Genomic DNA, 21,468 nt, shown 5'->3' on the forward strand with positions numbered 1-21,468 from the left:
GCGCTTTCCATCTGGAGCCTGAAGGGATCCCCATGAGTGTGCGCACCATCGGCGTCGTGATGAACGGCGTCACCGGGCGGATGGGCTACCGCCAGCACCTCGTCCGTTCCGTCCTGGCCATCAACGACCAGGGCGGCGTCACGCTCTCGGACGGCTCCAGGGTCACCCTCAAGCCCGTACTGGTCGGCCGTAATGCCGACAAACTTGCAAATATCGCGAATAGGCATGGGATTACGGATTTCACCACCGAACTCGACCGCGCCCTCGCCGACGACGGCAACCCGATCTACTTCGACGCCCAGGTCACCAGCGCCCGCGTGAAGGCCGTGCTGAAGGCCATCGAGGCGGGCCGGCACGTCTACGCCGAGAAGCCCATCGCCGAGACCACGCAGGAGGCGGTCGCGCTGGCCGAGGCCGCCGCCGCCAAGGGCGTCAAGAACGGCGTCGTGCAGGACAAGCTCTTCCTGCCCGGCCTGCTCAAGCTGAAGCGGCTGATCGACGGCGGCTTCTTCGGCCGGATCCTGTCGGTGCGCGGCGAGTTCGGCTACTGGGTGTTCGAGGGCGACTGGCAGGAGGCGCAGCGCCCGTCGTGGAACTACCGGGCCGAGGACGGCGGCGGCATCGTGCTCGACATGTTCCCGCACTGGCACTACGTGCTGGAGAACCTGTTCGGCCGGGTCACGTCCGTCTACGCGCGGGCCGTGACGCACATCCCCGAGCGGGTGGACGAGCAGGGCAACGCCTACCGGGCGACCGCCGACGACGCCGCGTACGGGATCTTCGAGCTGGAGGGCGGCGTGATCGCCCAGATCAACTCCTCCTGGACCGTTCGCGTGAACCGGGACGAGCTGGTCGAGTTCCAGGTGGACGGCACGCACGGCAGCGCCGTGGCGGGCCTGCGCGACTGCCGCGTCCAGCACCGCTCGGCCACCCCCAAGCCGGTCTGGAACCCCGACCTGCCCGCGACGGCGCGGTTCCGCGAGGGCTGGCAGGAGGTGCCCGACAACGCCGACTTCGACAACGGGTTCAAGATCCAGTGGGAGGCGTTCGTCCGGCACGTGGTGGAGGACGCGCCGTTCCCGAACGACTTCGCCTCCGGCGCCCGTGGGGTGCAGCTCGCCGAGCTGGGGCTGCGCTCGTCCGCCGAGGGCCGCAGGATCGAGGTGCCGCAGCTATGAGGATCGACCTTCCCGGCGTCGGCGCGTACACGCTGAACGAGCCGGTCGCCTGGCCGGCCGTCCGGACACCGGCGTCGAGCCGCGTCGTGTACGCCGCCGCCCACGTCGTGGCCGACCCCCTGGGCGACAACACGCCCGGCTCCCCCGCCGCCCTCGACTGGGACGCCACGCTGCACTTCCGCCACCACCTGTGGTCGCACGGCCTGCGCGTGGCCGACGCCATGGACACCGCCCAGCGCAACACGGGCCTGGACTGGCCGGCGACCAGAGAGCTGATCCGGCGCAGCGCCGCCGAGGCCCGCGCGTACGGCGACCCGGCCACGCTGGTCTCCTGCGGCGCGGGCACCGACCACGTGCCCGACGCCCGCGACCTGGACACCATCGCCGCCGCCTACGCCGAGCAGATCGAGACCGTGCAGTCGGCCGGGGCGGGCGTGATCGTCATGGCCTCCCGCCAGCTCGCCAGGGCCGCCTCCGGCCCCCGCGACTACCACCAGGTGTACGGCAAGCTGTTCGGCCTGGCCGAGCGGCCGGTGATCCTGCACTGGCTGGGCGAGATGTTCGACCCGAACCTGGCCGGCTACTGGGGCTCGCCCGACGTGGCGGCGGCCACGGACGCGTTCCTGGAGCTGATCCACGCCCACGCCCCGATGGTGGACGGCGTCAAGGTGTCGCTGCTGGACGAGGAGCACGAGGTCGGGCTGCGGGCCGCGCTGCCGGAGGGCGTCAGGCTGTACACGGGCGACGACTTCAACTACCCGTCGCTGATCAGGTCGGGCTCGCACGCGCTGCTGGGCATCTTCGACGCGATCGCCCCGGCCGCGGCGGCGGCTCTCCAGGTGCTGGACGCGGCCGAGGCCGCCTGTGACGCGGCGGCGCGCGAGCGGCTGCTGGCCGCGTACGACGGGATCCTCGCCCCGACCGTCGCGCTGTCGCGGAAGATCTTCGAGTCGCCGACCTACCACTACAAGACCGGCATCGTCTTCCTGGCCTGGCTGAACGGCCACCAGGACGCGTTCGCCATGGTGAACGGCGCCCAGTCGGCCCGCTCGCTGCGCCACCTGTCGGAGGTGTTCCGCCTGGCCGACCAGGCCGGGCTGCTGTCGGACCAGGAGCTGGCCGTGCGCCGCATGAAGAGCCTGCTGGCGGTGAACGGGCTGTGAGCCTCTCGCTCAACCAGTGGACCACCCGGCGCTGGTCGCTGGCCGAGGCCGTGGACGGGTGCGTACGGCACGGTCTGGAGGCGATCGGGCTGTGGCGGGAGAAGGTCGCCGAGCAGGGGCTCGCGGAGAGCGTCCGGCTGGTGCGGGCGGCCGGGCTGCGGGTGTCGTCGCTGTGCCGCGGCGGCTTCCTCACCGCGGGCGGGCTGCCCGGCGAGGAGGGCCGTACGGCCTTCGCCCGTGCGCTGGAGGACAACCGGCGGGCCATCGACGAGGCGGCCGAGCTGGGTGCGGCCTGCCTGGTGCTGGTGGTGGGCGGGCTGCCCGGGGTGCGTCCTGGCGAGCCCCTGCCCGCCACGGGCTTCACGCGGGACCTGGCGGGGGCGCGGGCGCGGGTGGCCGAGGCGCTCGCGGAGCTGGCCCCGTACGCCGGGGAGCGGGGGGTCAGGCTGGCCCTGGAGCCGCTGCACCCGATCTACTGCCCGGACCGCGCGGTGCTGTCCACGCTGGGCCAGGCGCTGGAGCTGAGCCTGCCCCATCCCGAGGAGCAGGTGGGCGTGGTGGTGGACACGTTCCACGTCTGGTGGGACCCGCGGCTGTTCGAGGACGTCGCGCGGGCGGGCGGCCGGATCGCCGCGTACCAGGTGTGCGACTACCTGCACCCGCTGCCCGAGGACGTGCTGCTCGGGCGGGGCATGATGGGCGACGGCGTGATCGGCTTCCCGCCGATCACGCGGGCCGTGCGGGACGCGGGATACGCGGGCGACGTCGAGGTGGAGATCTTCAACGCCGACCTCTGGGCCGCCGACCCCGACGAGGTGGTGGCCACGATGAAGGCCCGCTACCGGGACGTGGTGCTGCCCTGACTATGACGGGGGTGTCACGGTTCCCGCGGCGCCGTTCACCGTGATCTTCTGGCCGGAGGCGATGCGGTGGGTGGCGTCGGGGACGCCGACCACGGCGGGGATGCCGTATTCGCGGGCCACCACCGCCCCGTGCGACATCGCGCCGCCCATCTCCATCACCAGCCCGCCCGCCGTCAGGAACAGTGGCGTCCAGCCGGGGTCGGTCGAGGGGCAGACGAGGATCTCGCCCGGCTCCAGATGCGCGCCGATCGGGTCGAGCACCACCCTGGCCACCCCCGTGACGTTGCCGGGCGAGGCCGGGGTGCCCGTCAGCACGCCCTGAGCCGCCGACTCATCCACAGCCCCGGCCCGTGCCCCGCCAGGCGGCTCGTCCAACGCCTCGGGCTCGGTGCCGTCGGAGAGCAGCACGCGGGGCACGTGCCTGCGGCGCCGCTCCCGTTCGTACGACGCCCGCCGCGCCGCCACCAGCTCCCGCAGGTCGCCCCCGTCCAGCGCGGCCCTGGCCTCCCGCAGGTCGAGGAAGAACACGTCGGCGGCCGAGTCCAGCACGCCGAGCCCCACCAGGTGCTCCCCCACCGCGAGCAGGCTGTGCCGGACCGCGGCGAGCGTCTTGACCGCGTAGAACTTGGGCAGCTCCCGCAGCCCGGCATAGCTGCGCGTACGCCCGAGCGCGAAGCGCACCACGGCGGCCCGCCAGCCGCTCCTGCGCCGGGCCCGCGCCACCACGTGGGCGATGGCGGCGCGGGCCTGCCGCTCCCCCTGGGCGAACAGCTCCGAGGGGGTGGGGGCGGTGCCGTCCATGCGCAGGTAGTTGGCCAGCACGCCGAGGATGTGCGTGGGATCCTCCGACCACCTCGGCACGCCCAGGTCGATCTCGGCGACGCCGCGGTGGCCGTACTCGGCGAGGAACGCGGCGATCTCGCGCTGCGCGACGGGCGGAAGCCGTCCCTCCCGGTAGCGGCGGACCAGCTCGGGCACCGGCAGCTCGCGGAACGGCTCCGGCTCGACGCGGGTGGACAGACGCCACAGCGCGAGGTCCATCCGCGTGGTCGGATTGTGCGGCAGGCTGCGCAGGACGTCGCTCATCTCGTCGACCGGCACCCCGGACAGCTTGGCGGCCAGCGCGAACAGGCCGTAGCCGGTGATCGCGATCGGCATGATCGAGATGATCAGCGGGAACGTGCCGGTGAGCACGCGTTCGGCGTGGTCCAGCCGCTGGGCCGGGGTCGCGGAGCCGGGCACCCGGAGCCTCCTGTCGAGGTCCGCGCCCAGCTTGACGGTGAAGGCGAGTGACCTGCCCGGTCTGGTGAGCGCCGTCAGGAGGCGGACGGGGAGGTCGAGGCGGCGGGCGAAGCTCCCCAACCCCCGCAGGAACGGCCGCAGCGACCCGGGCTCCGGCGCCAGGCGGGGATCGTCGAAGAGCCGTTCCATGACGCCTGCCGCGCGGGCCTCGCCGAGCGTCAGCAGGCGGGACATCAGCGCGCGGCCGGGACGGCTGCGCACCGCCGTGGTGAGATCGAGCCACAGCCGCTCCCCCGACACCGCCATGAACGCGGCCCCGTCGAGCGGATCGGCCGGACCGTGCCCCGCCAGGCCCGCGCCGCCCGCGCCGATCACCCGGAACACCGACCGCCCCATCGGCGTGATCGGCCCCATCACGCCCTGGACGACGTTGATCGAGAAGTACACCCGCAGCCCAGGCCGGGGCCGTTCCGGCAGCGGGTAGAGCGTCGTGATCGGCCTGGCCTGGGTGAGCCAGATCGTGCCGTCGCCGTCGATGGCCCACTCCGTGTCCTGAGGCGAGCCGTAGTGCTGCTCGACGCGGGCGCCCAGGGCGGCGAGGCGGCGTACCTCGTCGTCGGTCAGGCAGAGGCCCCGCTCGGCGGTCTCGACGCGCTCGGTGCCGCCGCCGGGCAGGGAGCGGACGGCCAGCCGCTTGTCCCCGGCGTGGCGTTCGAGGATCCGCCCGTCGAGGACGCGGAACCGGTCGGGGTTCACGGCCCCGGAGACGACGGCCTCGCCGAGACCCGGGCTCGCGTCGATGACGGCCTCGTGCCGCCGTCCCGTCACGGGGTTGGCGGTGAACAGCACGCCCGCCACCCGCGCGTCCACCATCGTCTGGACGACCACCGCGAGCCGCACCGAGGCGTGGTCGATGCCGTTGGACTCGCGGTAGGCGACCGCGCGGTCGGTCCAGAGCGAGGCCCAGCAGCGGCGTACGGCCGCCACCACCGCCTGCGCTCCCACCACGTTGAGGAAGGTGTCCTGCTGCCCGGCGAAGCTGGCGAACGGCAGGTCCTCGGCCGTGGCGGAGGAGCGCACCGCCACGGGCACGTCGTCGCCGAGCGCGGCGTACGCGGTGACGATCGCCTCGCGCACGGCGTCCGGCACCGGGGCCTGGAGCAGGTGCCGCCTGGCCCGTTCGGCCAGGTCGTCGCCGCCGACCTCCAGGCCCTGCGCGACCTGCCCGTACGCCTGCGTGGTCAGCACCCAGCCGGACGGCACCGGCAGCCCGGCCCCGGTCAGCTCGCCGAGGTTGGCGGCCTTGCCGCCCACGTCGGCGAGCATGCCCGCGTCGATCTCGGCGAAGTCCAGGATCGTCTTCATCGCGCGCTCCCCTGCCGTTCAGCGTGACTTCACCAGTGTCACGCTTCCTGGGCCGGAATTCAACATGCGTTGAATCACAGGCGGGTGTCGTCCGGGCCACGCACGTCGTGCGGCTCACCGGGGCCGGGCAGCAGGGACGCGCCGTCCAGGTCCCAGGCCGGGTCGACGGGCACGCCCAGCAGGGCCAGGGCGGTCGGGCCGACGTCGACCAGCCGGGGAGCGCCGAGCGAGCCGCCGCCCAGGTCCTCGCCCAGTCTGTTGGCGATCACGAAGACCGTCCGCTCCTCGTCGGAGGTGCCGCCGTGGCCGCCCTCGTCCACATGGCCGTGGTCGGTGGTGACCAGCACGGTCCAGCGCTCGCCCGGGTACGCGGGCCGGGCGCGGATCGCGTCGAGCAGGCGGCCGAGGTAGGCGTCCTGGGTCCGGAGGGCGGCGGCGTACTCGGGGCAGTGGGGGCCCAGCTCATGGGCCACCTCGTCAGTGTCGCCCAGGTAGACGAACACGGCGTCGGGGTCGTCCGCCGCCAGGTGGCGTTCGGCGGCGTCGGCCACCTGGCGGTCGGCGTGGGCCCAGCCGACGGCGTACCCGTCGAGCACGAAACGCCGGTCGATCGCCGGGCCGAACGCGCCGTGCTCGGCGAGGGCGGCCCATGAGAAGAAGGCGGAGGTGGCGAGGGTGGGGCGGGCGCTCTTCGCGCGCGTCAGGAAATCCGGAAATTTCTGGAACTGGGCGGTCGCGAAGCCGTTGTCCACGACGCCGTGCTTGTCCGGCCAGGCCCCGGTGGCGATCGACGACCAGCCGGGGCCGGAGTCGGTACGCGACCTGATCACCCGGCCGCCGTCGCCCGGCTCGGGGCTCTTGGGGACGACCTCGCCGGGCGACCCCGTACGAGGAGTGCCGGCCTCACCGTACGGGAGCCTGCTGGTGCCGTACGCGCCGGAGGACATCAGCCCGGCCAGCACGGGGGCTTCGAGGGCGAGCAGCCGGTCGTACCTCAGCCCGTCCATGCCGACGACGAGCACCTTGCCACGGGGAGCGGTGCCCCGAGGCGGGGAGGCCGGGGTCGGGGAGCCGTGCGATGGGGAGCCGTGCGACGGGGACCCTTGAGATGGGGACATGGCACCATCTAAGCGGGCCGTCCCCTTATGGGAAGAAGCGGCGTACCCACTCGGCCGCGCCGGGCAGGATCTCCTCGACCGGGGCCACCTGCGGATACCAGGTGCGTTCCCATTCCAGCGACACCCAGCCGCCGTACCCGGCCGCGCGCAGCAACTCGCCCGCCTCCTCCAGCGGCACCGAGCCCGCCCCCATGGGCACGGGTGTGGTGTCCTGCGCGGAGACCGCGTCCTTGACCTGCACGTACGACAGGTACGGAGCGAGCGCGGCCAGCGACCGGGCCGGTGTCTCACCGTGCCGCCAGGGATGCAGCAGGTCCCAGAGCGCGCCGGTGGTCTCGGGGGAGCCCGTCCCGTCCAGCAGCGCGGCCACGGCCGCACCGGTCGCCATGTGGTCGTGCGTCTCGACGAGCACGCGGCGTCCCAGGTCGCCGGCCGTACCGGAGACCGCCTTGAGCCGTCGTGCGCCGACGGCCGGGTCGTCGCCGCCGGGGAACACCCGTACACCCGGCGCCCCCAGGTCGGCGGCCAGCCGCAGATCGGCGAGGAGCGCCTCGACGTAGGGCTCGTCGGGGCCGGGCTCGCAGACGCGGACGTAACCGGCGAGCGCCGAGATCTCCAGGCCCGCCCGCTCGACCCGCTCCCGCACCGAGTCCCGCTCCGCCGCGCCCAGGCCGGCGTGCACCCCGGTGTCCGGGTGCAGCCGCAGCTCCAGTCCCTGGCAGCCGTACCCGGCCGCGATCTCGATCGCCCTGTCCAGCCCTTCGCCGGGCATCCCCAGCGTGCTGACCGCCAGCTTCACACGACCCTCCGCATCACCCGACGACCTCCGCCCCGCGCGGGCTCGGCCGCCCGCACGAACCTCACGCCATTCCACCCGTGCCCCGGCACCCGCACAGACCTCACGCCACTCCGCGCGAGTCCAGGCACCCGCACAGACCTCACGCCATTCTCCGGACGCTCTCCCGCAGCACGACCTCGCCCGCGACCTGCTCGACCACCACCGGCTCCGCCTCGTTCAGCGCCAGCTCCAGCGCCCGCGCCCCCATGTCCTGCAGCGGCAGCCGTACCGTCGTCAACGCGGGCACGTGATCACGAAGGGTGACGATGTCATCGAACCCGGCCACCGAGACGTCCTCGGGCACCCTGACCCCGCGTTCGCGGTAGGCGGCCAGCGCGCCCACCGCCATCACGTCGTTCACCGCGAAGACGCAGGTGGCGTCGCCCACCTGCTGGGCCGCGGCGTACCCGCCGTCACGGTCGAACGCGCCGTGGACGACCTGCGGCGCGGGCAGCCCCAGCTCTTCGAGCGCCTCGGTGAACCCCGCGCGCCGGTCGGCCGCCGTCACCAGGTGCGGCGGCCCGGCCAGCACCGCGAAGCGGGTGTGACCGAGCCCGGCCAGCGCCCTGGCCAGCTCCGCGGCGCCCTCCCGGTTGGCGGGCGCGACGGTGTCGACGCCGAGGAGGTCCTGGCCCACGCAGGCCGCCCGGCCGCCGCCCTGCCGGTAGCGGGTCAGCTCGTCACGCAGGCGGCCGGTGACCGCGGGGTCGGCGACGCGCGAGCCGACCAGCAGCACCGCTCGTACGCGCTGGGCGTTCAGCGTGGCCACGTACGCGATCTCCTGCTCCGGGTCGCGATGCGTGGTGCCCACCATGACCAGCAGGCCCTCGGTGGCCGCCGCCCGCATCGCCCCGTCGGCCAGGGCCGCGAAGTACGGGTCGGTCAGGTCGTGGACGACGATGCCGATGACGTTGCTCGCTCCGCGGGCCAGCGTCTGGGCGGCGATGTTGGCGCGGTAGCCGAGTTCGTCCGCGGCCCGCTCGACGCGTGCCCTAAGGGCCGCGCCCACCTGGCGGGTGCTGCCGTTGAGCACCCGCGAGGCGGTCGCGAGCGAGACGCCCGCCTGCCTGGCGACGTCTTCGAGCGTGACCACGACACCTCCACGGAAAGCGGTTTCCAAGTCTGCCCTACCGGCACTTGGATCCGCATCCTGCCACGCCCACGGCCTACGAGAACAGGATGCCCCGCCCGAGATCCCCCGAAAGGGGCTCCCACAAGGATCCCCGAGGGGCTCAGCCCCAGGGATCCCCGAGGGCTCAGGCCCAGGGGAAGAGGATGTCGAACAGGCCCTTGCGCTCTTCCTGCGTGGGCGCGGGGGCCGGCGCCTGGGTCGTGGGGGGCGCCTGGGTGGAGGGCGCGTTCTCACTCGAGTCCGACTGCCCGTCGCCCGAACGGCCACTGCCGCTGTCGCTGTTGTCGCGCTCGTCGCCGGAGGGCGCGGTGTCGTTCATCGTGCGCTCGGGCGAGCGCGTGGGCTCGCCGGTGTTCTTCCTGGTCGGCGTGTCGTCGCCGGTGGGCGACGGACGCTCGGAGGGCTCGCGCGTCGGCCGGGCCCGCTGCTGCGTGGGGGTCGGCATCGCGGACTCGGAGTCGGTCGGCTCCGCGGTGGCCGAGTCGGTGGGCTCGCCGGTGTCGAACTCCTCCTCGACCGGCACCTCCTCCTCGGGGACGGTCGACTCGGACGGCGAGGTCACCTGACCCGCGCTGGCGCACGCGTTGCCCGCGCAGGGGTCGTCGGAGGACGGGCCGGTCAGCATCCAGCCGACACCCACGCCGACCAGCACCACCGCGACGGCCGCCACCAGCAGCAGCCTGGTACGGCGGCGCACCTCGCCCTCGCCGTCACCGGAACCCCCGTCGTCGTAGGAGTCACGGGAGTCGCGGGAGTCGCGGGTGTCACGGGACTCCGGCGAGTCGTCGGTCCAGCCGGAGCCGAGGAAGCCGCGCTTGGGCCGGTCGTCGTCGTGGTCGTCGTGGAAGTCGCGGTCGTCCCGGTAGTCGCGGTCGTCCCGGTAGCCGTCGTCGTGGTGGTCGCGATCACCGCGGTGGTCGCGGTCGTCGTCGCGCCCGGCCTCGTAGCCGCGGTCCAGCGGAAGGTACGCGTTGTCGTCGCCCTCCACCCGGTGCGGTCCGCTCTGCTCACCATAGGTGTCGTACGCGTCGTACGCCTCGTACGCGCCGCCCACCACGTCGTGCGAACCGCTCGGCCCGCCGAGGTCGTGAGCGGAGAGCACGTGGTGGGCGCCGCTCGGCCCGCCGAGGTCGTGGGCCCCGAGCACGTCATGAGCGCCACTGGCGCCGGCCAGCACGTCGTGCCGGGTACCGTCACCGAGCACGTCGTGCGGGTCGCCCGACAGCACGTCACGCGGCTCCGGGTCGTCGAACACGTCACGCCCGCCCACGCTGGTCAGCGGACCACCGCCGGGGGGCATGATGTAGGTCTCGTTGCCGACCACCTGGATCGCGGGCTGCTCGTCGGTGTCATCGGTGCTCCACCGCGGAGACAGCACGTCGCCCGTCAACTCGGGGTTTAACGACCTACCCTGTCCATCCTCGTATGGCCTGTCGTTCTCGTCGCGCGCCACGGTGGAACCTCTCTAGTACGAATGCGGACCGCGCCCTTTCCTACCACTACTTGTCTGGATATTTCACTTGTTTCACTAAAACTACTCTGCGTAACATCTGCCCCGATAAGGATTGGACCGTCCCAATGCCGGGTATGGCGAACGGTTGGCCGGAGTGCCGCCGTCAGCCGCCGATGACCCCGTAGAGCAGGTCGTCGAGCGCCGCCTTCACCCGCTCGACCCCACCCCGCACTCCCCTGAGCCGGTGGGCGGGCAGCGAGGCGTCCGTGCGTTCGCGCGTCTCCCCCGCGGCACCCGTCCCCCGCGTCGGCGCGCTCGCGTCTCGCAGTGTCCATCCTCGCACCGTCGTCCGCCGACGCACCGGTTGCATGCGGAACGCGTTCCGCTTACAGTCGAACCGGAACCTATTCCGCATCAAGGAGACATCATGACGAGGAGAGTTGCCCTGGTGACCGGGGGCAGCAGGGGCATCGGCGCGGCCGTCGCGCGGCGGCTGGCGGCTGACGGGTTCGACGTGGCGATCACCTACCGGAGCGCCGCCGACCGGGCCGACGCCGTGCTCAAGGAGATCGAGGCGGCCGACGGGCGGTCGCTCGGCCTGCGGGCGGAGGCGTCCGACGCGACCGAGTTGGTGGCGGCGGTCGAGGAGACGGCGCGCGAGCTGGGCCGTCTCGACGTGCTGGTGAGCAACGCGGGCATCGCCGCCTACGGAGCGCTGGAGGACATGTCGCTCGCCGACGTGGACGAGTTGCTGACCGTGCACGCGCGGGCGTCGTTCGTGCTGGCCCAGGCGGCGTCGCGGCACATGGGCGCGGGGGCGGCGATCGTCCTGATCGGCAGCAGCCTGGCCGAGCGGGTGCCGTACGCGGGGTGGACGGCGTACTCGATGAGCAAGTCGGCGTTGAGCGGCCTGGCCAAGGGCCTGGCCAGGGACCTGGGCCCGCGCGGCATCACCGCGAACGTGGTCAGCCCCGGCTCGACCGACACCGAGATGAACCCGGCCGACAGCCCCGAGGCCGACGACGAGCGGCGGTACACGGCGCTGGGGCGCTACTGCACTCCCGACGAGATCGCCGCCGCCGTGTCGTACCTGGCCGGGGAGGGCGGGCGTGCCGTCACGGGCACGACGATCGCCGTGGACGGCGGCGTCACGGCCTGACGAGCCCCGACGATCGCCGTGGACGGCGGCGTCAGGGCCTGGCGGGCCCCGCCCCGCCGCATCCGGGCGTCACTGGCACGGGTTGGTGTTGCTGTCGACGACCTTGTCCTTGAGCGAGTCGGGGATGGCCGACACCACCCGCACCCCCGGCCAGTCCTTACCGATGACGAGCTGGATGACCGGCCCGCCGGGCGGCTCGGCGGCCGACTCCGCGGGCGTCGCGGCGGAGGTCGCGGTGGGTTGCGCCGTCGGCTCGTACGGCTGCGTGTTGAGCGGTTTGATCTTGCCCACCACGGGCTTCCGCTTGTCCTTCGACAGCCGCGCGGCCACCACGTCACCGTAGGCGGGCCCGTCCTGGGCGTCCTTCTTCGCGTACCGGATCGTGGTGGTGTCGGCCGGGGCGGCGTTGCCGACCTGCGCGACCGCGAACCCCTGGGCGGCCAGCGCGTCGGCCACCTGGCTGGCCTTGCCCACCTCGCCGGTGGCGTTGAGCACCTGCAGGCGCACCTGCTCGTTCTCGATCTTCGGCGCGGTGGACTTGCCGGGCGTGGGGGCGGCGGTGATCTCGGTGTCGTTGCGTACGCTCTCGAAGAAGTCGCGCGCGGCCGGCTCGGCGAACTGCACCCGGTTCTTGTCCGGCGGGTACGCCTCGACCGGCACCGTGATGCCCTTCAGCTCCTTGGCGGTCAGCCCGCTGACGCTCCTGCCGATCTCCAGCATCTCCTCGAGGGAGAGCCCGTCGTCCACGCTGACGGCCCGGATGGCGGCCTGGAGGAAGGCGTCCAGCTTGCCGGGGTCGGCGAGCAGGCCGCCGTCGGTGACCTCCTTCAGCACGGCGGTGAGGAAGACCTGCTGGCGCTGGATCCGGTCCAGGTCGCTGCCGTCGCCCAGGGCGTACCGGGTGCGTACGTAGCCCAGCGCCTGCTCCCCGTTCACCACGTGCTTGCCCGCGTCGAGCACCAGCTTGGCCTGGGGGTCGTTCACCGGCTTCGGCAGGCAGATCTCGATGCCGCCGATGGCGTCGATGATGGACTTGAAGCCGGTGAAGTCGACCTTCACGAAGTGGTCGATCTTGATGTTGGTGAGGGCCTCGAGGGTCTTGATCGTGCAGTTGATGCCGCCGTCGTTGAACGCGGAGTTGATCTGGCGGATCCCGGCCGTCAGGACGGCGCCGTTCGCGCCCGTGCACTCGGGGATCATGACCATGGAGTCGCGCGGAAAGCTGATCATGGTGGCGTTGTCGCGGTTGGGTGCGATGTGCAGGAGCATGATCGTGTCGGTGCGCTCGCCCAGGCCCTGCGACTTGGGGCCGTACGCCTTGTTGTCGCCCTCGCGGGAGTCGGACCCGACGAGCAGGACGTTGAGCGCGCCGGTCTCGGGCGGGCGGCTGGCGCCCGGCTCCATCGGGGTGCGGTCGATCAGGCTCTCCAGGTAGCGGTAGTAGCCGTACCCGCCGAGCGAGACGGCCACCAGCACGAGCGTCAGCCCCAGGCTCACCCAGCCGAACGGGGTCAGCCGGCCCCGGCGCGGCTCGGAGGGTCGTTTGTGCGAGCCCGGCGGTGGTGGCTCGGCCGGCGGCGCGACCCGGCGTCCGAGAACGGCTTCCTCCTCCTGCTGCCTTCTCACGCGGTTCACCCCTTGCGACATGATCGCGAAGCATATCTCCCAACAGGTAGAAGAAAGATAAGCACGTCAGTCCCGGGTGGTTCACCATCCCGTCATCCGGCGGACCTGACCACACCGGTACTCCTTCCTCACCCGGGCCCGTCCTGAGGAGCGAGGGCTCCATCCAAAGCACACGAACTTCCGGCGCCACCACGTACGGTGACGCCATCATGACGGTCATGCTGTTGACCGAGATGGCACCGCCCCCCGGCGCCCAGGAGGTGGCCGGGCTGCGCGCCCGCGCCAGGACCGCGCGGCGCGGCGCCCTCGTGGCGCTCTCCGCCTCGATCGCGCTGCTGACCACCGTGCAGGTGCTCGCCGACCGGGCCTCGACCAGGGAGCAGACGTTACCGCTGGCCGTGCTGTCACTGGCGGTGTTCGCCGCCGCCCTGCCCGCGCTGGCGATCACCCAGTACGTCTGGGGCGTCCGGGCCCGCCGGGTGCGGCGGCGCGAGCGCGAACTGTACGCCGACGCCCGCTCCGGCGCGTCCCGCCCGCTGACGCGGCTGGCCCTCGCCTGCTGCTGGGCGGTGACGCTGCTGCTCGGCTGGACCGTTCCGCGCCTCTTCCTGCAGGCCGCCCACTACGCGTTCGCCGACGTCCTGAGCCGGGCCGCCGAGGCGCTGTCGCTGATCAGCGTGGCCGCGGGGGTGTTGTTCCTGCTGTGGTGGGCACGGGACGCGGTGGGGACAGTGGCGCGTGCGCTGCGGTCGGGCGGATCGCCCGGCGATCCGTGGGACCCCGGCCGCGGCGCGCGTCCGAGAGAGGGCGCGGTGCTCTGGACGGGAGCCGCCATGGCGGTGGCGGCCCTGCTCGGGGCCCGCGCCCATCTCTGGGAGCCGGCCATCGGCGTGGTCTACGCCCTGCTCACCGTGGCCCTCGTCTGCGGAGTAGTTACTGACGAGTAGCATAGGACCGGAACCCCTGCTAACAACGAGGAGCGAATCCGTGCCTTCCTCTCGTGACGTCGTGTTCGTGGACGGCGTGCGCACGCCTTTCGGCAGGTCGGGGCCGAAGGGGCTGTACGCGGAGACCCGCGCCGACGACCTGGTCGTCCGCGTCATCCGCGAGCTCATCAGGCGCAATCCCAACCTGCCCCCAGAACGCGTGGACGAGGTCGCCATCGCCGCGACCACGCAGATCGGCGACCAGGGCCTGACGATCGGCCGCTCGGCCGCCGTGCTGGCCGGGCTGCCCAAGTCCGTGCCCGGCTACGCGATCGACCGCATGTGCGCGGGCGCGATGACCGCGGTGACCACGGTCGCGGGCGGCATCGCGTTCGGCGCGTACGACGTGGCCATCGCCGGCGGCGTCGAGCACATGGGCCGCCACCCGATGGGCGAGGGCGTCGACCCGAACCCACGTTTCCTGTCGGAGAAGCTGGTCGACCCGAGCGCGCTGGTCATGGGCATGACGGCGGAAAACCTGCACGACCGCTACCCGTCGATCACCAAGGGCCGCGCCGACACGTACGCGGTGCTGTCGCAGGAGAAGGCGGCCAAGGCGTACGCCGACGGCAAGATCCAGCCCGACCTGGTGCCGGCCGCGATCAGGACGGCGGAGCGGGGCTGGGGCCTGGCCGTCGAGGACGAGGCGCCGCGGCCGGGCACCACGATGGAGGGGCTGAGCGCGCTCAAGACGCCGTTCCGGCCGCACGGCCACGTCACGGCGGGCAACTCCTCCGGCATCAACGACGGCGCCACCGGGTGCGTGGTGGCCGCCGCGGACGTCGCGGCCGAGCTGGGGCTGGGGCCGAAGATGCGGCTGGTGTCGTACGCGTTCGCGGGGGTGGACCCCGAGGTGATGGGCATCGGGCCGATCCCGTCCACGGAACGGGCGCTCCGCCTGGCGGATCTCGAGATCTCGGACATCGGGCTCTTCGAGATCAACGAGGCGTTCGCCGTCCAGGTGCTGGCCTTCCTCGATCACTTCGGCCTCGCCGACGACGATCCCCGCGTCAACCCCTACGGCGGCGCGATCGCCTACGGGCACCCGCTCGCCTCCTCCGGCGTGCGGCTGATGACGCAGCTCGCCCGGCAGTTCGGCGAGCGTCCCGACGTGCGTTACGGCATCACCACCATGTGCGTCGGCATGGGCATGGGCGGCACCGTGATCTGGGAGAACCTGGCATGAGTGAGATGGACGTGTGGCGGGCGCTGCTGAGCGAGCGCAACTCCGACGAGGTGGTCACCAAGGCGCTGGTGCGCGACGTGCGGCTCCCCTACGGGGCCGGCACGATGGCGCTGATCACGCTGGACAACGGCTTCGACCACACCAAGCCCAACACGTTCGGCCCGCACGGGCTGTTCGCGCTGAACGGGGCGCTGTCGGAGATCGCCGAGCGTACCGACCTGGCCGCGGTGGGCGTGACGGGCAAGCCGTTCATCTTCGCGGTCGGCGCCGACCTCAAGGGCGCGGCGAGCGTGGCCGCGCGCGAGAAGGCGCTGGCCATCGGCGCGCTCGGGCACCACGTCTTCCGGCGGCTCGGTGAGCTGGCGGTCCCGTCGTTCGCGTTCGTCAACGGCGCGGCCATGGGCGGCGGCCTGGAGCTCGCGCTGCACTGCGCCTACCGGACGATCTCGGCGGGCGTGCCCGCGGTGGCGCTGCCGGAGTGCTTCCTCGGCCTGGTGCCCGGCTGGGGCGGCACGCAGCTCCTGCCGCGCCTCGTCGGCCCGGCGAAGGCGGTCAAGCTCATCATCGAGAACCCCCTGTCGAACAACCGCATGATCAAGGGCAGGGACGCGTACGAGCTGGGCGTCGCCGACGCGCTGTTCGAGCCCGCCGACTTCCTGGAGGAGTCGCTGCGCTGGGCCGCCCGCGTCGTCAAGGGCGAGGTCACGGTGGCGCGGCCGGCCCACGACGGCTGGGAGAAGGCGGTCGCCGACGCGCGGTTCCTGGTGGACATGAAGCTGCGTGGCGCCTCCCCCGCGCCGTACCGGGCGCTCGACCTGATCGCGCTGGCCGAGACGGCCGGTCGCGACGAGGGCTTCGCCGCCGAGGACGACGCGCTGGCCGACCTGCTCATGGGCGACGAGCTGCGGGCCGGGCTCTACTCGTTCGACCTGGTGCAGCGCCGCGCCAAGCGCCCGGCGGGCGCCCCCGACGCCGCGCTGGCCCGCAAGGTCACCAAGGTCGGCGTGGTGGGCGCGGGGCTGATGGCCTCGCAGATGGCGCTGCTGTTCGCGCGCCGCCTGGAGGTGCCGGTCGTGCTGACCGACCTCGACCAGGCCCGCCTGGACAAGGGCGTCGGGTACGTACGCGCCGAGGTGGCCAAGCTGCTGACCAAGGGCCGCATCTCGCAGGACCAGGCCAACCGGCTCACGTCGCTGGTGACGGGTTCGCTGACCAAGGACGCCTTCGCCGACGCCGACTTCGTGATCGAGGCCGTGTTCGAGGACCTGGCGGTCAAGAAGCAGGTGTTCGCCGAGGTCGAGGCCGTGGTGTCGGCCGAGTGCGTGCTGGCCACCAACACCTCCTCGCTCTCGCTGACCGAGATGGGCGCCGAACTGGCCCACCCGGAGCGGCTGGTCGGCTTCCACTTCTTCAACCCGGTCGCGGTCATGCCGCTGCTGGAGATCATCAAGGGCGCCGCCACCGACGACGCCACGCTGGCCACCGCGTTCGCGGTGGGCAAGGCGCTGAGGAAGTCGTCGGTGCTGGTGAAGGACGCGCCGGCGTTCGTGGTCAACCGGCTGCTCACCTGCTTCATGGGCGAGGTCGTGGCGGCCGTGGACGAGGGCACGCCGCTGGAGACCGCCGAGCACGCGCTCGACGGGCTCGGGCTGCCGATGACGCCGTTCGCGCTGCTGCAACTGGTCGGCCCGGCCGTCGGCCTGCACGTGGCCGAGACGCTGCACGCGGCCTTCCCCGACCGCTTCGGCGTCTCGGAGAACATGGGCAAACTGGTCGCCTCCGGCAAGCCGGGCGTCTACCGGCCCGACTTCACGCTCGACCTCGAGGCGGTGGCGCTCTTCGCGGGCGGCTCGGCCCCGTCCACGGCCGAGCAGGTACGCGAGCGCGTGCTGGCGGCGCTGGCGAGGGAGATCCGGATCATGCTGGACGAGGGCGTGGTGGCCGCGCCGCAGGACATCGACCTGTGCATGATCCTCGGCGCCGGGTGGCCGTTCCACCTGGGCGGGATCACGCCGTATCTGGACAGGACCGGCGTCTCGCGGCCCCGGTTCCTCCCGCCTGGGGCGGCCTCGCTGCCCGCCTGATTTTAAGGGGCCTTGAGGAGGCCCGTACGCGGGTCTCCTCACCTCTCCCCCGTCTCCGTCGTAGCGTTTGGTGCCGTCCTACGAACGGAGAGTAGTCATGATGAGAGCAGCCGGCACCATCGCACTCTGCGGCGCCTTCCTGCTGGGCACGTCGTCACCCACGCTGGCCGCACCCCCGCCCAAGGTGCAGCTCAAGATCGTCGATGCCGTCAAGGGCGGGGGCACGAAGACGGCCTGGCTCCACTGCGCGCCCGTCGGGGGCACCCACCCCAACGCCCGCGCGGCCTGCCGCCTGCTGCAGCAGGTCAAGGGCGAGCCGTCGCAGCTCAACGTGGCGCCGAACACCACGTGCACCAAGGAGATCAAGCCGCACGCGGTCGTCGTCGCCGGCCGCTGGCACGAAACCCACGTGAAGTGGGCCAAGGTCTTCGTCAACGGCTGCCAGATGCGCGCGGCCACGGGAGCCGTCCTCGCGCTCTGACCGGGCGGGCAGGTCACCCGGCAGGGTCCGCGCGCTCGGCGTCCGGGCCGCTGCCGGGGGCCGCCGCCCGGCTGTGCCAGTAGCCGTAGACGAAGTAGACGAGCACGCCGACGACCATCCACACGAGAAACCTCAGCCACGTCTGCACGGGCAGGTTGAGCATCAGGTAGAGGCACGCCAGCACGGACGCCACCGGGAGCACCGGCACCAGCGGCACCCGGAACCCCCGTGGCAGGTCGGGCCGGGTCCGCCGGAGGATCAGCACCCCGACCGACACCACCACGAACGCGAACAGCGTCCCGATGTTGACCAGCTCGGCCAGCTCGCCGAACGACACGAACCCGGCCAGCGCCATCGTGACCAGCCCGACGACGACCGTGAGCCGGGCCGGAGTGCCGTAGACGGGGTGCACCTTCGCCAGCGGGCGCGGCAGCAGCCCGTCACGGCACATGGCGAACAGCACCCGGGTCTGGCCGAGCAGCAGCACGAGCACCACGGTCGTCAGGCCGGCGATCGCCCCCAGGCTGATGATCGTGGCCAGCCAGGCGTGGCCGACCGCGACGAAGGCGTCCGACAGCGGCGCCGACGTGCTCAGCCGGTCGTAGCGCTGCATGCCGACGACGACGAGCGAGACGGCCACGTACAGGACCGTGCAGATGGCCAGCGAGCCGATGATCCCGCGCGGTACGTCACGCTGCGGCTCGACGGTCTCCTCGGCGGCGGTGGCCACGATGTCGAACCCGATGAAGGCGAAGAACACGATCGCCGCCGCGGAGAAGATGCCGATCACCCCGAACGCCACCGGCGTGATCCCGAACAGCACCTGGATGAGCGGCGCCTTGAGCCCCTCGACGCGCGCCGTGGAGACCGCCTCGGGGATGAACGGCGTGTAGTTGGCGGCCTTGACGAAGAACAGCCCCGCCACGATGACCAGCAGCACCACCGCGATCTTGGTGGCGACCAGGATCAGGTTGACCCGCGAGGACAGCTTGATCCCGGCCACCAGCACCAGGGTGAGGATCAGCACGATGAGCACGGCCGGGATGTTCACCACCGGGTCGTCGCCGGCCATCCAGGCGGGCAGGCCGAGGCCGACGGACGACAGCAGCGAGGCGAAGTAGCCCGACCAGCCGACCGCCACCACGGCGGCGGCCAGCGCCAGCTCCAGCGTCAGGTCCCAGCCGATCACCCACGCGGGGAACTCGCCCAGGGTCGCGAAGGAGAAGGTGTAGGCGGAGCCGGCGACCGGGATCGTGGAGGCGAACTCGGCGTAGCACAGCGCCGCGAGCCCGCACACGATGCCCGCGACCACGAACGAGACCGCCACCGCCGGGCCCGCCATCTCCCTGGCGACCTGCCCCGTCAGCACGAAGATCCCGGTGCCGACGATCACGCCGATGCCGAAGACGGTCAGATCGGTGGCGGTCAGACGCTTTCGCAGTTGGTGCTCGGGGGCCTCGGTGTCGCGGATCGACTGCTCGACGCTCTTCGTGCGAAAGATCTCCACACCTGGTGATCCTTCCCACACCCCCCGTGATCACGCCCGCGCGGACCCGGCCCGCGAGGGCTCGCACGGAGCCCTCGCGGCAGCCGACCGGCCCTATCTCCAGGTCAGTGGGAGGCGGGCTCCACGGCAGAGGTACGCTTCGCGACCGCCTCGGTGATCTGACGGGCCAGGTCTTGGCCGGTCAGTCCGATCCGGCCGAGGATCGCGGCCCGCTTGGCGTGGTCGAGGAACTGCTGCGGGATGCCGTAGGTGCGTACGGGCACGTCGACGTCGGCGTCACGCAGCAGGCGGGCCACCGCGTCACCCACGCCGCCCACCCGGCCGTTGTCCTCGACGACCGCCACCAGCTTGTGGGCGGAGGCGGCCAGCACGAGCGCCTCGTCGAGCGGCTTGACCCAGCGGGGGTCGACCACGGTGGCCGGAATGCCCTGCGCGTCGAGCAGGACGGCAGCCTCGAGGCAGACCTGGGCCATCGGGCCGACGCCGACGAGCAGCACCCCGGGCTCTTCGTCGGCGGCGCGCAGAAGGTCCATCTCGCCCAGCTTGCCGACGGGCTCGACGGACTCGGCGACCGGGCCCTTGGGGAAGCGCAGCACGGTGGGGCCGTCGGTGACCTCGACGGCCTCGCGCAGCAGCTCGGTCAGCCGCTCCCCGTCGCGCGGCACCGCGATCCGGAGCCCGGGGACGACCTGGAGGATCGACAGGTCCCACATGCCGTTGTGGCTGGCACCGTCGTCACCCGTGACGCCCGCCCGGTCGAGCACGACCGTGACCGGCAGCCGGTGCAGGGCGACGTCCATGAGGAGCTGGTCGAAGGCCCGGTTGAGGAACGTGGCGTAGACGGCCACCACCGGGTGCAGGCCGCCGAGCGCGAGCCCGGCGGCGCTGGTCAGCGCGTGCTGCTCGGCGATGCCGACGTCGTAGATGCGCTCGGGGAACGCCTCGGCGAAGGCGTGCAGGCCGGTCGGGTGGAGCATGGCGGCGGTGATCGCGACCAGGTCGTCGCGCTCCTTGCCGAGCCTGACCAGCTCTTCGCTGAAGACGTTGGTCCAGATGCGGCCCTTGGGCTTTTCCGCGCCGGTGGCCCGGTCGAAGGCGCCGGGCGAGTGGAACTGGTCTTCGTCGTGGTTTTCCGCGGGGCTGTAGCCGCGGCCCTTCTGGGTGAGGGCGTGCACGATGACGGGGCCGCGGAAGTCGCGGGCCTTGCGCAGCGCCGCCTCCATGGCCTGCTCGTCGTGGCCGTCGATGGGGCCGACGTATTTGAGGCCGAGGTCTTCGAACAGGGCCTGGGGCGCCAGGACGTCTTTGACCCCCTTCTTGAGCCCGTGCAGCGCGTCGTAGAGGACCGGCACGTTCCCGATCTTGTCTTTGACGTATCCGAGCAGGTCCTCGTAGCGGCGGGTGACGCGCAGGGTGGACAGGTGGGAGGCCAGGCCGCCGATCGTGGGCGAGTAGGAGCGGCCGTTGTCGTTGACGACGATCACGACCGGCAGGTCTTCGACGGCGGCGATGTTGTTGAGCGCCTCCCAGGCCATGCCGCCGGTCAGGGCGCCGTCGCCGATCACCGCGACCACCGTGCGGTCGCGCTCGCCGCGCAGCTTGAACGCCTTGGCCAGGCCGTCGGCGTAGGACAGCGCGGTCGAGGCGTGGGAGTTCTCGACGAAGTCGTGCTCGGACTCGGCCTGGCTCGGGTAGCCGGACAGGCCACCCTCCTGCTTGAGCGCCGCCAAGCCGGCGGCCCTGCCGGTGAGGACCTTGTGCACGTACGCCTGGTGGCCGGTGTCCCAGACGACGGGGTCGTCGGGGGAGTCGAAGACGCGGTGGAGGGCGATGGTGAGCTCCACCACGCCGAGGTTGGGACCGAGGTGACCGCCGAACCTGGCGCACGAGTCGACGAGGACGTCACGGATCTCCCCCGCGAGCCGCGGCAACTCCTCGACACTGAGCCGTTTGACGTCATGCGGTCCCTTGATCGAGCCCAGCAACCCGCTCACGGATGCGACTCCCCTCTTCTTTTTGCGCCGATCCCACGAGTGTAGTTCGCGGATGCCTCACTGACTCCATCGAGTCAAATCCACCCACATATG

At 72.3% G+C, this 21,468-nt stretch carries 17 protein-coding genes; 8 read left to right on the forward strand and 9 right to left on the reverse strand.

Going from position 1 to position 21,468, the window contains the following annotated elements; genetic code table 11:
* Nucleotides 1-32: 32 nt before the first annotated feature.
* Genes ACZ6S0_RS03875 through ACZ6S0_RS03885 form a run of 3 tightly spaced genes read left to right on the forward strand, consistent with a single transcriptional unit; the run spans nucleotide 33 to nucleotide 3,204 of the window.
* Nucleotides 33-1,178, forward strand: a complete 1,146-nt coding sequence (locus ACZ6S0_RS03875; protein WP_465913060.1) for a Gfo/Idh/MocA family protein — start codon at nucleotides 33-35, stop codon at nucleotides 1,176-1,178.
* Nucleotides 1,175-2,341 carry a dihydrodipicolinate synthase family protein gene (locus tag ACZ6S0_RS03880; RefSeq protein WP_465913061.1) on the forward strand — a complete coding sequence of 389 codons (1,167 nt, stop codon included), beginning with the start codon at nucleotides 1,175-1,177 and terminating at the stop codon, nucleotides 2,339-2,341. The genes ACZ6S0_RS03875 and ACZ6S0_RS03880 overlap by 4 nt, the downstream gene beginning before the upstream one ends.
* Nucleotides 2,338-3,204, forward strand: a complete 867-nt coding sequence (locus ACZ6S0_RS03885; RefSeq protein WP_465913062.1) for a sugar phosphate isomerase/epimerase family protein — start codon at nucleotides 2,338-2,340, stop codon at nucleotides 3,202-3,204. Before ACZ6S0_RS03880 ends, ACZ6S0_RS03885 begins: the two co-directional genes overlap by 4 nt.
* On the opposite strand, the gene ACZ6S0_RS03890 is transcribed toward ACZ6S0_RS03885, so the two are convergent.
* From ACZ6S0_RS03890 to ACZ6S0_RS03915, 6 genes are all read right to left on the reverse strand, one after another.
* The gene (locus ACZ6S0_RS03890) at nucleotides 3,205-5,811 is read right to left on the reverse strand and encodes a PEP/pyruvate-binding domain-containing protein (RefSeq protein WP_465913063.1); all 2,607 of its coding nucleotides are present in this window, start codon (nucleotides 5,809-5,811) and stop codon (nucleotides 3,205-3,207) included.
* A 74-nt stretch (nucleotides 5,812-5,885) separates the two neighbouring features.
* Entirely contained in the window at nucleotides 5,886-6,818 is a 933-nt protein-coding gene (locus ACZ6S0_RS03895; protein WP_465913064.1) for an alkaline phosphatase family protein, read from the reverse strand.
* 136 nt (nucleotides 6,819-6,954) lie between these two features.
* Nucleotides 6,955-7,728 carry a sugar phosphate isomerase/epimerase family protein gene (locus tag ACZ6S0_RS03900; protein WP_465913065.1) on the reverse strand — a complete coding sequence of 258 codons (774 nt, stop codon included), beginning with the start codon at nucleotides 7,726-7,728 and terminating at the stop codon, nucleotides 6,955-6,957.
* 139 nt (nucleotides 7,729-7,867) lie between these two features.
* Nucleotides 7,868-8,860 carry a LacI family DNA-binding transcriptional regulator gene (locus ACZ6S0_RS03905; RefSeq protein ID WP_465913066.1) on the reverse strand — a complete coding sequence of 331 codons (993 nt, stop codon included), beginning with the start codon at nucleotides 8,858-8,860 and terminating at the stop codon, nucleotides 7,868-7,870.
* A 163-nt stretch (nucleotides 8,861-9,023) separates the two neighbouring features.
* Nucleotides 9,024-10,277: a hypothetical protein gene (locus ACZ6S0_RS03910; protein WP_465913067.1), complete on the reverse strand. Its 1,254-nt coding sequence runs from the start codon at nucleotides 10,275-10,277 to the stop codon at nucleotides 9,024-9,026.
* Between the two features lie 238 nt (nucleotides 10,278-10,515).
* Nucleotides 10,516-10,695, reverse strand: a complete 180-nt coding sequence (locus ACZ6S0_RS03915; RefSeq protein WP_465913068.1) for a hypothetical protein — start codon at nucleotides 10,693-10,695, stop codon at nucleotides 10,516-10,518.
* Nucleotides 10,696-10,779: 84 nt separating this feature from the next.
* On the opposite strand from ACZ6S0_RS03915, the gene ACZ6S0_RS03920 reads away from it, so the two are divergent.
* Nucleotides 10,780-11,511, forward strand: a complete 732-nt coding sequence (locus ACZ6S0_RS03920) for an SDR family NAD(P)-dependent oxidoreductase (RefSeq protein WP_465913069.1) — start codon at nucleotides 10,780-10,782, stop codon at nucleotides 11,509-11,511.
* A gap of 69 nt (nucleotides 11,512-11,580) precedes the next feature.
* Here the strand turns inward: ACZ6S0_RS03920 and ACZ6S0_RS03925 are convergent, their stop codons facing one another.
* Complete coding sequence (locus ACZ6S0_RS03925; protein ID WP_465913070.1) at nucleotides 11,581-13,137, reverse strand: LCP family protein; 1,557 nt, start codon at nucleotides 13,135-13,137, stop codon at nucleotides 11,581-11,583.
* 218 nt (nucleotides 13,138-13,355) lie between these two features.
* Between ACZ6S0_RS03925 and ACZ6S0_RS03930 the strand changes: the two genes are divergently transcribed.
* The 4 genes from ACZ6S0_RS03930 (at nucleotide 13,356) to ACZ6S0_RS03945 (ending at nucleotide 17,874) form a co-directional block, all read left to right on the forward strand.
* The gene (locus ACZ6S0_RS03930) at nucleotides 13,356-14,084 is read left to right on the forward strand and encodes a hypothetical protein (protein ID WP_465913071.1); all 729 of its coding nucleotides are present in this window, start codon (nucleotides 13,356-13,358) and stop codon (nucleotides 14,082-14,084) included.
* Nucleotides 14,085-14,124: 40 nt separating this feature from the next.
* Entirely contained in the window at nucleotides 14,125-15,309 is a 1,185-nt protein-coding gene (locus ACZ6S0_RS03935) for a thiolase family protein (protein WP_465913072.1), read from the forward strand.
* Nucleotides 15,306-17,393 carry a 3-hydroxyacyl-CoA dehydrogenase NAD-binding domain-containing protein gene (locus ACZ6S0_RS03940; protein WP_465913073.1) on the forward strand — a complete coding sequence of 696 codons (2,088 nt, stop codon included), beginning with the start codon at nucleotides 15,306-15,308 and terminating at the stop codon, nucleotides 17,391-17,393. Before ACZ6S0_RS03935 ends, ACZ6S0_RS03940 begins: the two co-directional genes overlap by 4 nt.
* Nucleotides 17,394-17,490: 97 nt before the next feature.
* The gene (locus tag ACZ6S0_RS03945; RefSeq protein WP_465913074.1) at nucleotides 17,491-17,874 is read left to right on the forward strand and encodes an SSI family serine proteinase inhibitor; all 384 of its coding nucleotides are present in this window, start codon (nucleotides 17,491-17,493) and stop codon (nucleotides 17,872-17,874) included.
* Nucleotides 17,875-17,887: 13 nt separating this feature from the next.
* On the opposite strand, the gene ACZ6S0_RS03950 is transcribed toward ACZ6S0_RS03945, so the two are convergent.
* Nucleotides 17,888-19,381 carry an amino acid permease gene (locus tag ACZ6S0_RS03950; RefSeq protein WP_465913075.1) on the reverse strand — a complete coding sequence of 498 codons (1,494 nt, stop codon included), beginning with the start codon at nucleotides 19,379-19,381 and terminating at the stop codon, nucleotides 17,888-17,890.
* 104 nt (nucleotides 19,382-19,485) lie between these two features.
* Nucleotides 19,486-21,366 (reverse strand): 1-deoxy-D-xylulose-5-phosphate synthase, encoded by a 1,881-nt coding sequence (gene dxs / locus ACZ6S0_RS03955; protein WP_465913385.1) that lies wholly within the window; start codon nucleotides 21,364-21,366, stop codon nucleotides 19,486-19,488.
* Nucleotides 21,367-21,468: the final 102 nt, after the last annotated feature.

This window comes from Nonomuraea sp. NPDC051298, from assembly GCF_055586305.1.

Bases quoted from the DNA above. Each gene is read 5' to 3' on its own strand.
- ACZ6S0_RS03875 (WP_465913060.1), top strand. From the start codon at position 33: ATGAGTGTGCGCACCATCGGCGTCGTGATGAACGGCGTCACCGGGCGG.
- ACZ6S0_RS03880 (WP_465913061.1), top strand. From the start codon at position 1,175: ATGAGGATCGACCTTCCCGGCGTCGGCGCGTACACGCTGAACGAGCCG.
- ACZ6S0_RS03890 (WP_465913063.1), bottom strand. From the start codon at position 5,811: ATGAAGACGATCCTGGACTTCGCCGAGATCGACGCGGGCATGCTCGCC.
- ACZ6S0_RS03895 (WP_465913064.1), bottom strand. From the start codon at position 6,818: ATGGACGGGCTGAGGTACGACCGGCTGCTCGCCCTCGAAGCCCCCGTG.
- ACZ6S0_RS03920 (WP_465913069.1), top strand. From the start codon at position 10,780: ATGACGAGGAGAGTTGCCCTGGTGACCGGGGGCAGCAGGGGCATCGGC.
- ACZ6S0_RS03930 (WP_465913071.1), top strand. From the start codon at position 13,356: ATGCTGTTGACCGAGATGGCACCGCCCCCCGGCGCCCAGGAGGTGGCC.
- ACZ6S0_RS03940 (WP_465913073.1), top strand. From the start codon at position 15,306: ATGAGTGAGATGGACGTGTGGCGGGCGCTGCTGAGCGAGCGCAACTCC.
- ACZ6S0_RS03945 (WP_465913074.1), top strand. From the start codon at position 17,491: ATGATGAGAGCAGCCGGCACCATCGCACTCTGCGGCGCCTTCCTGCTG.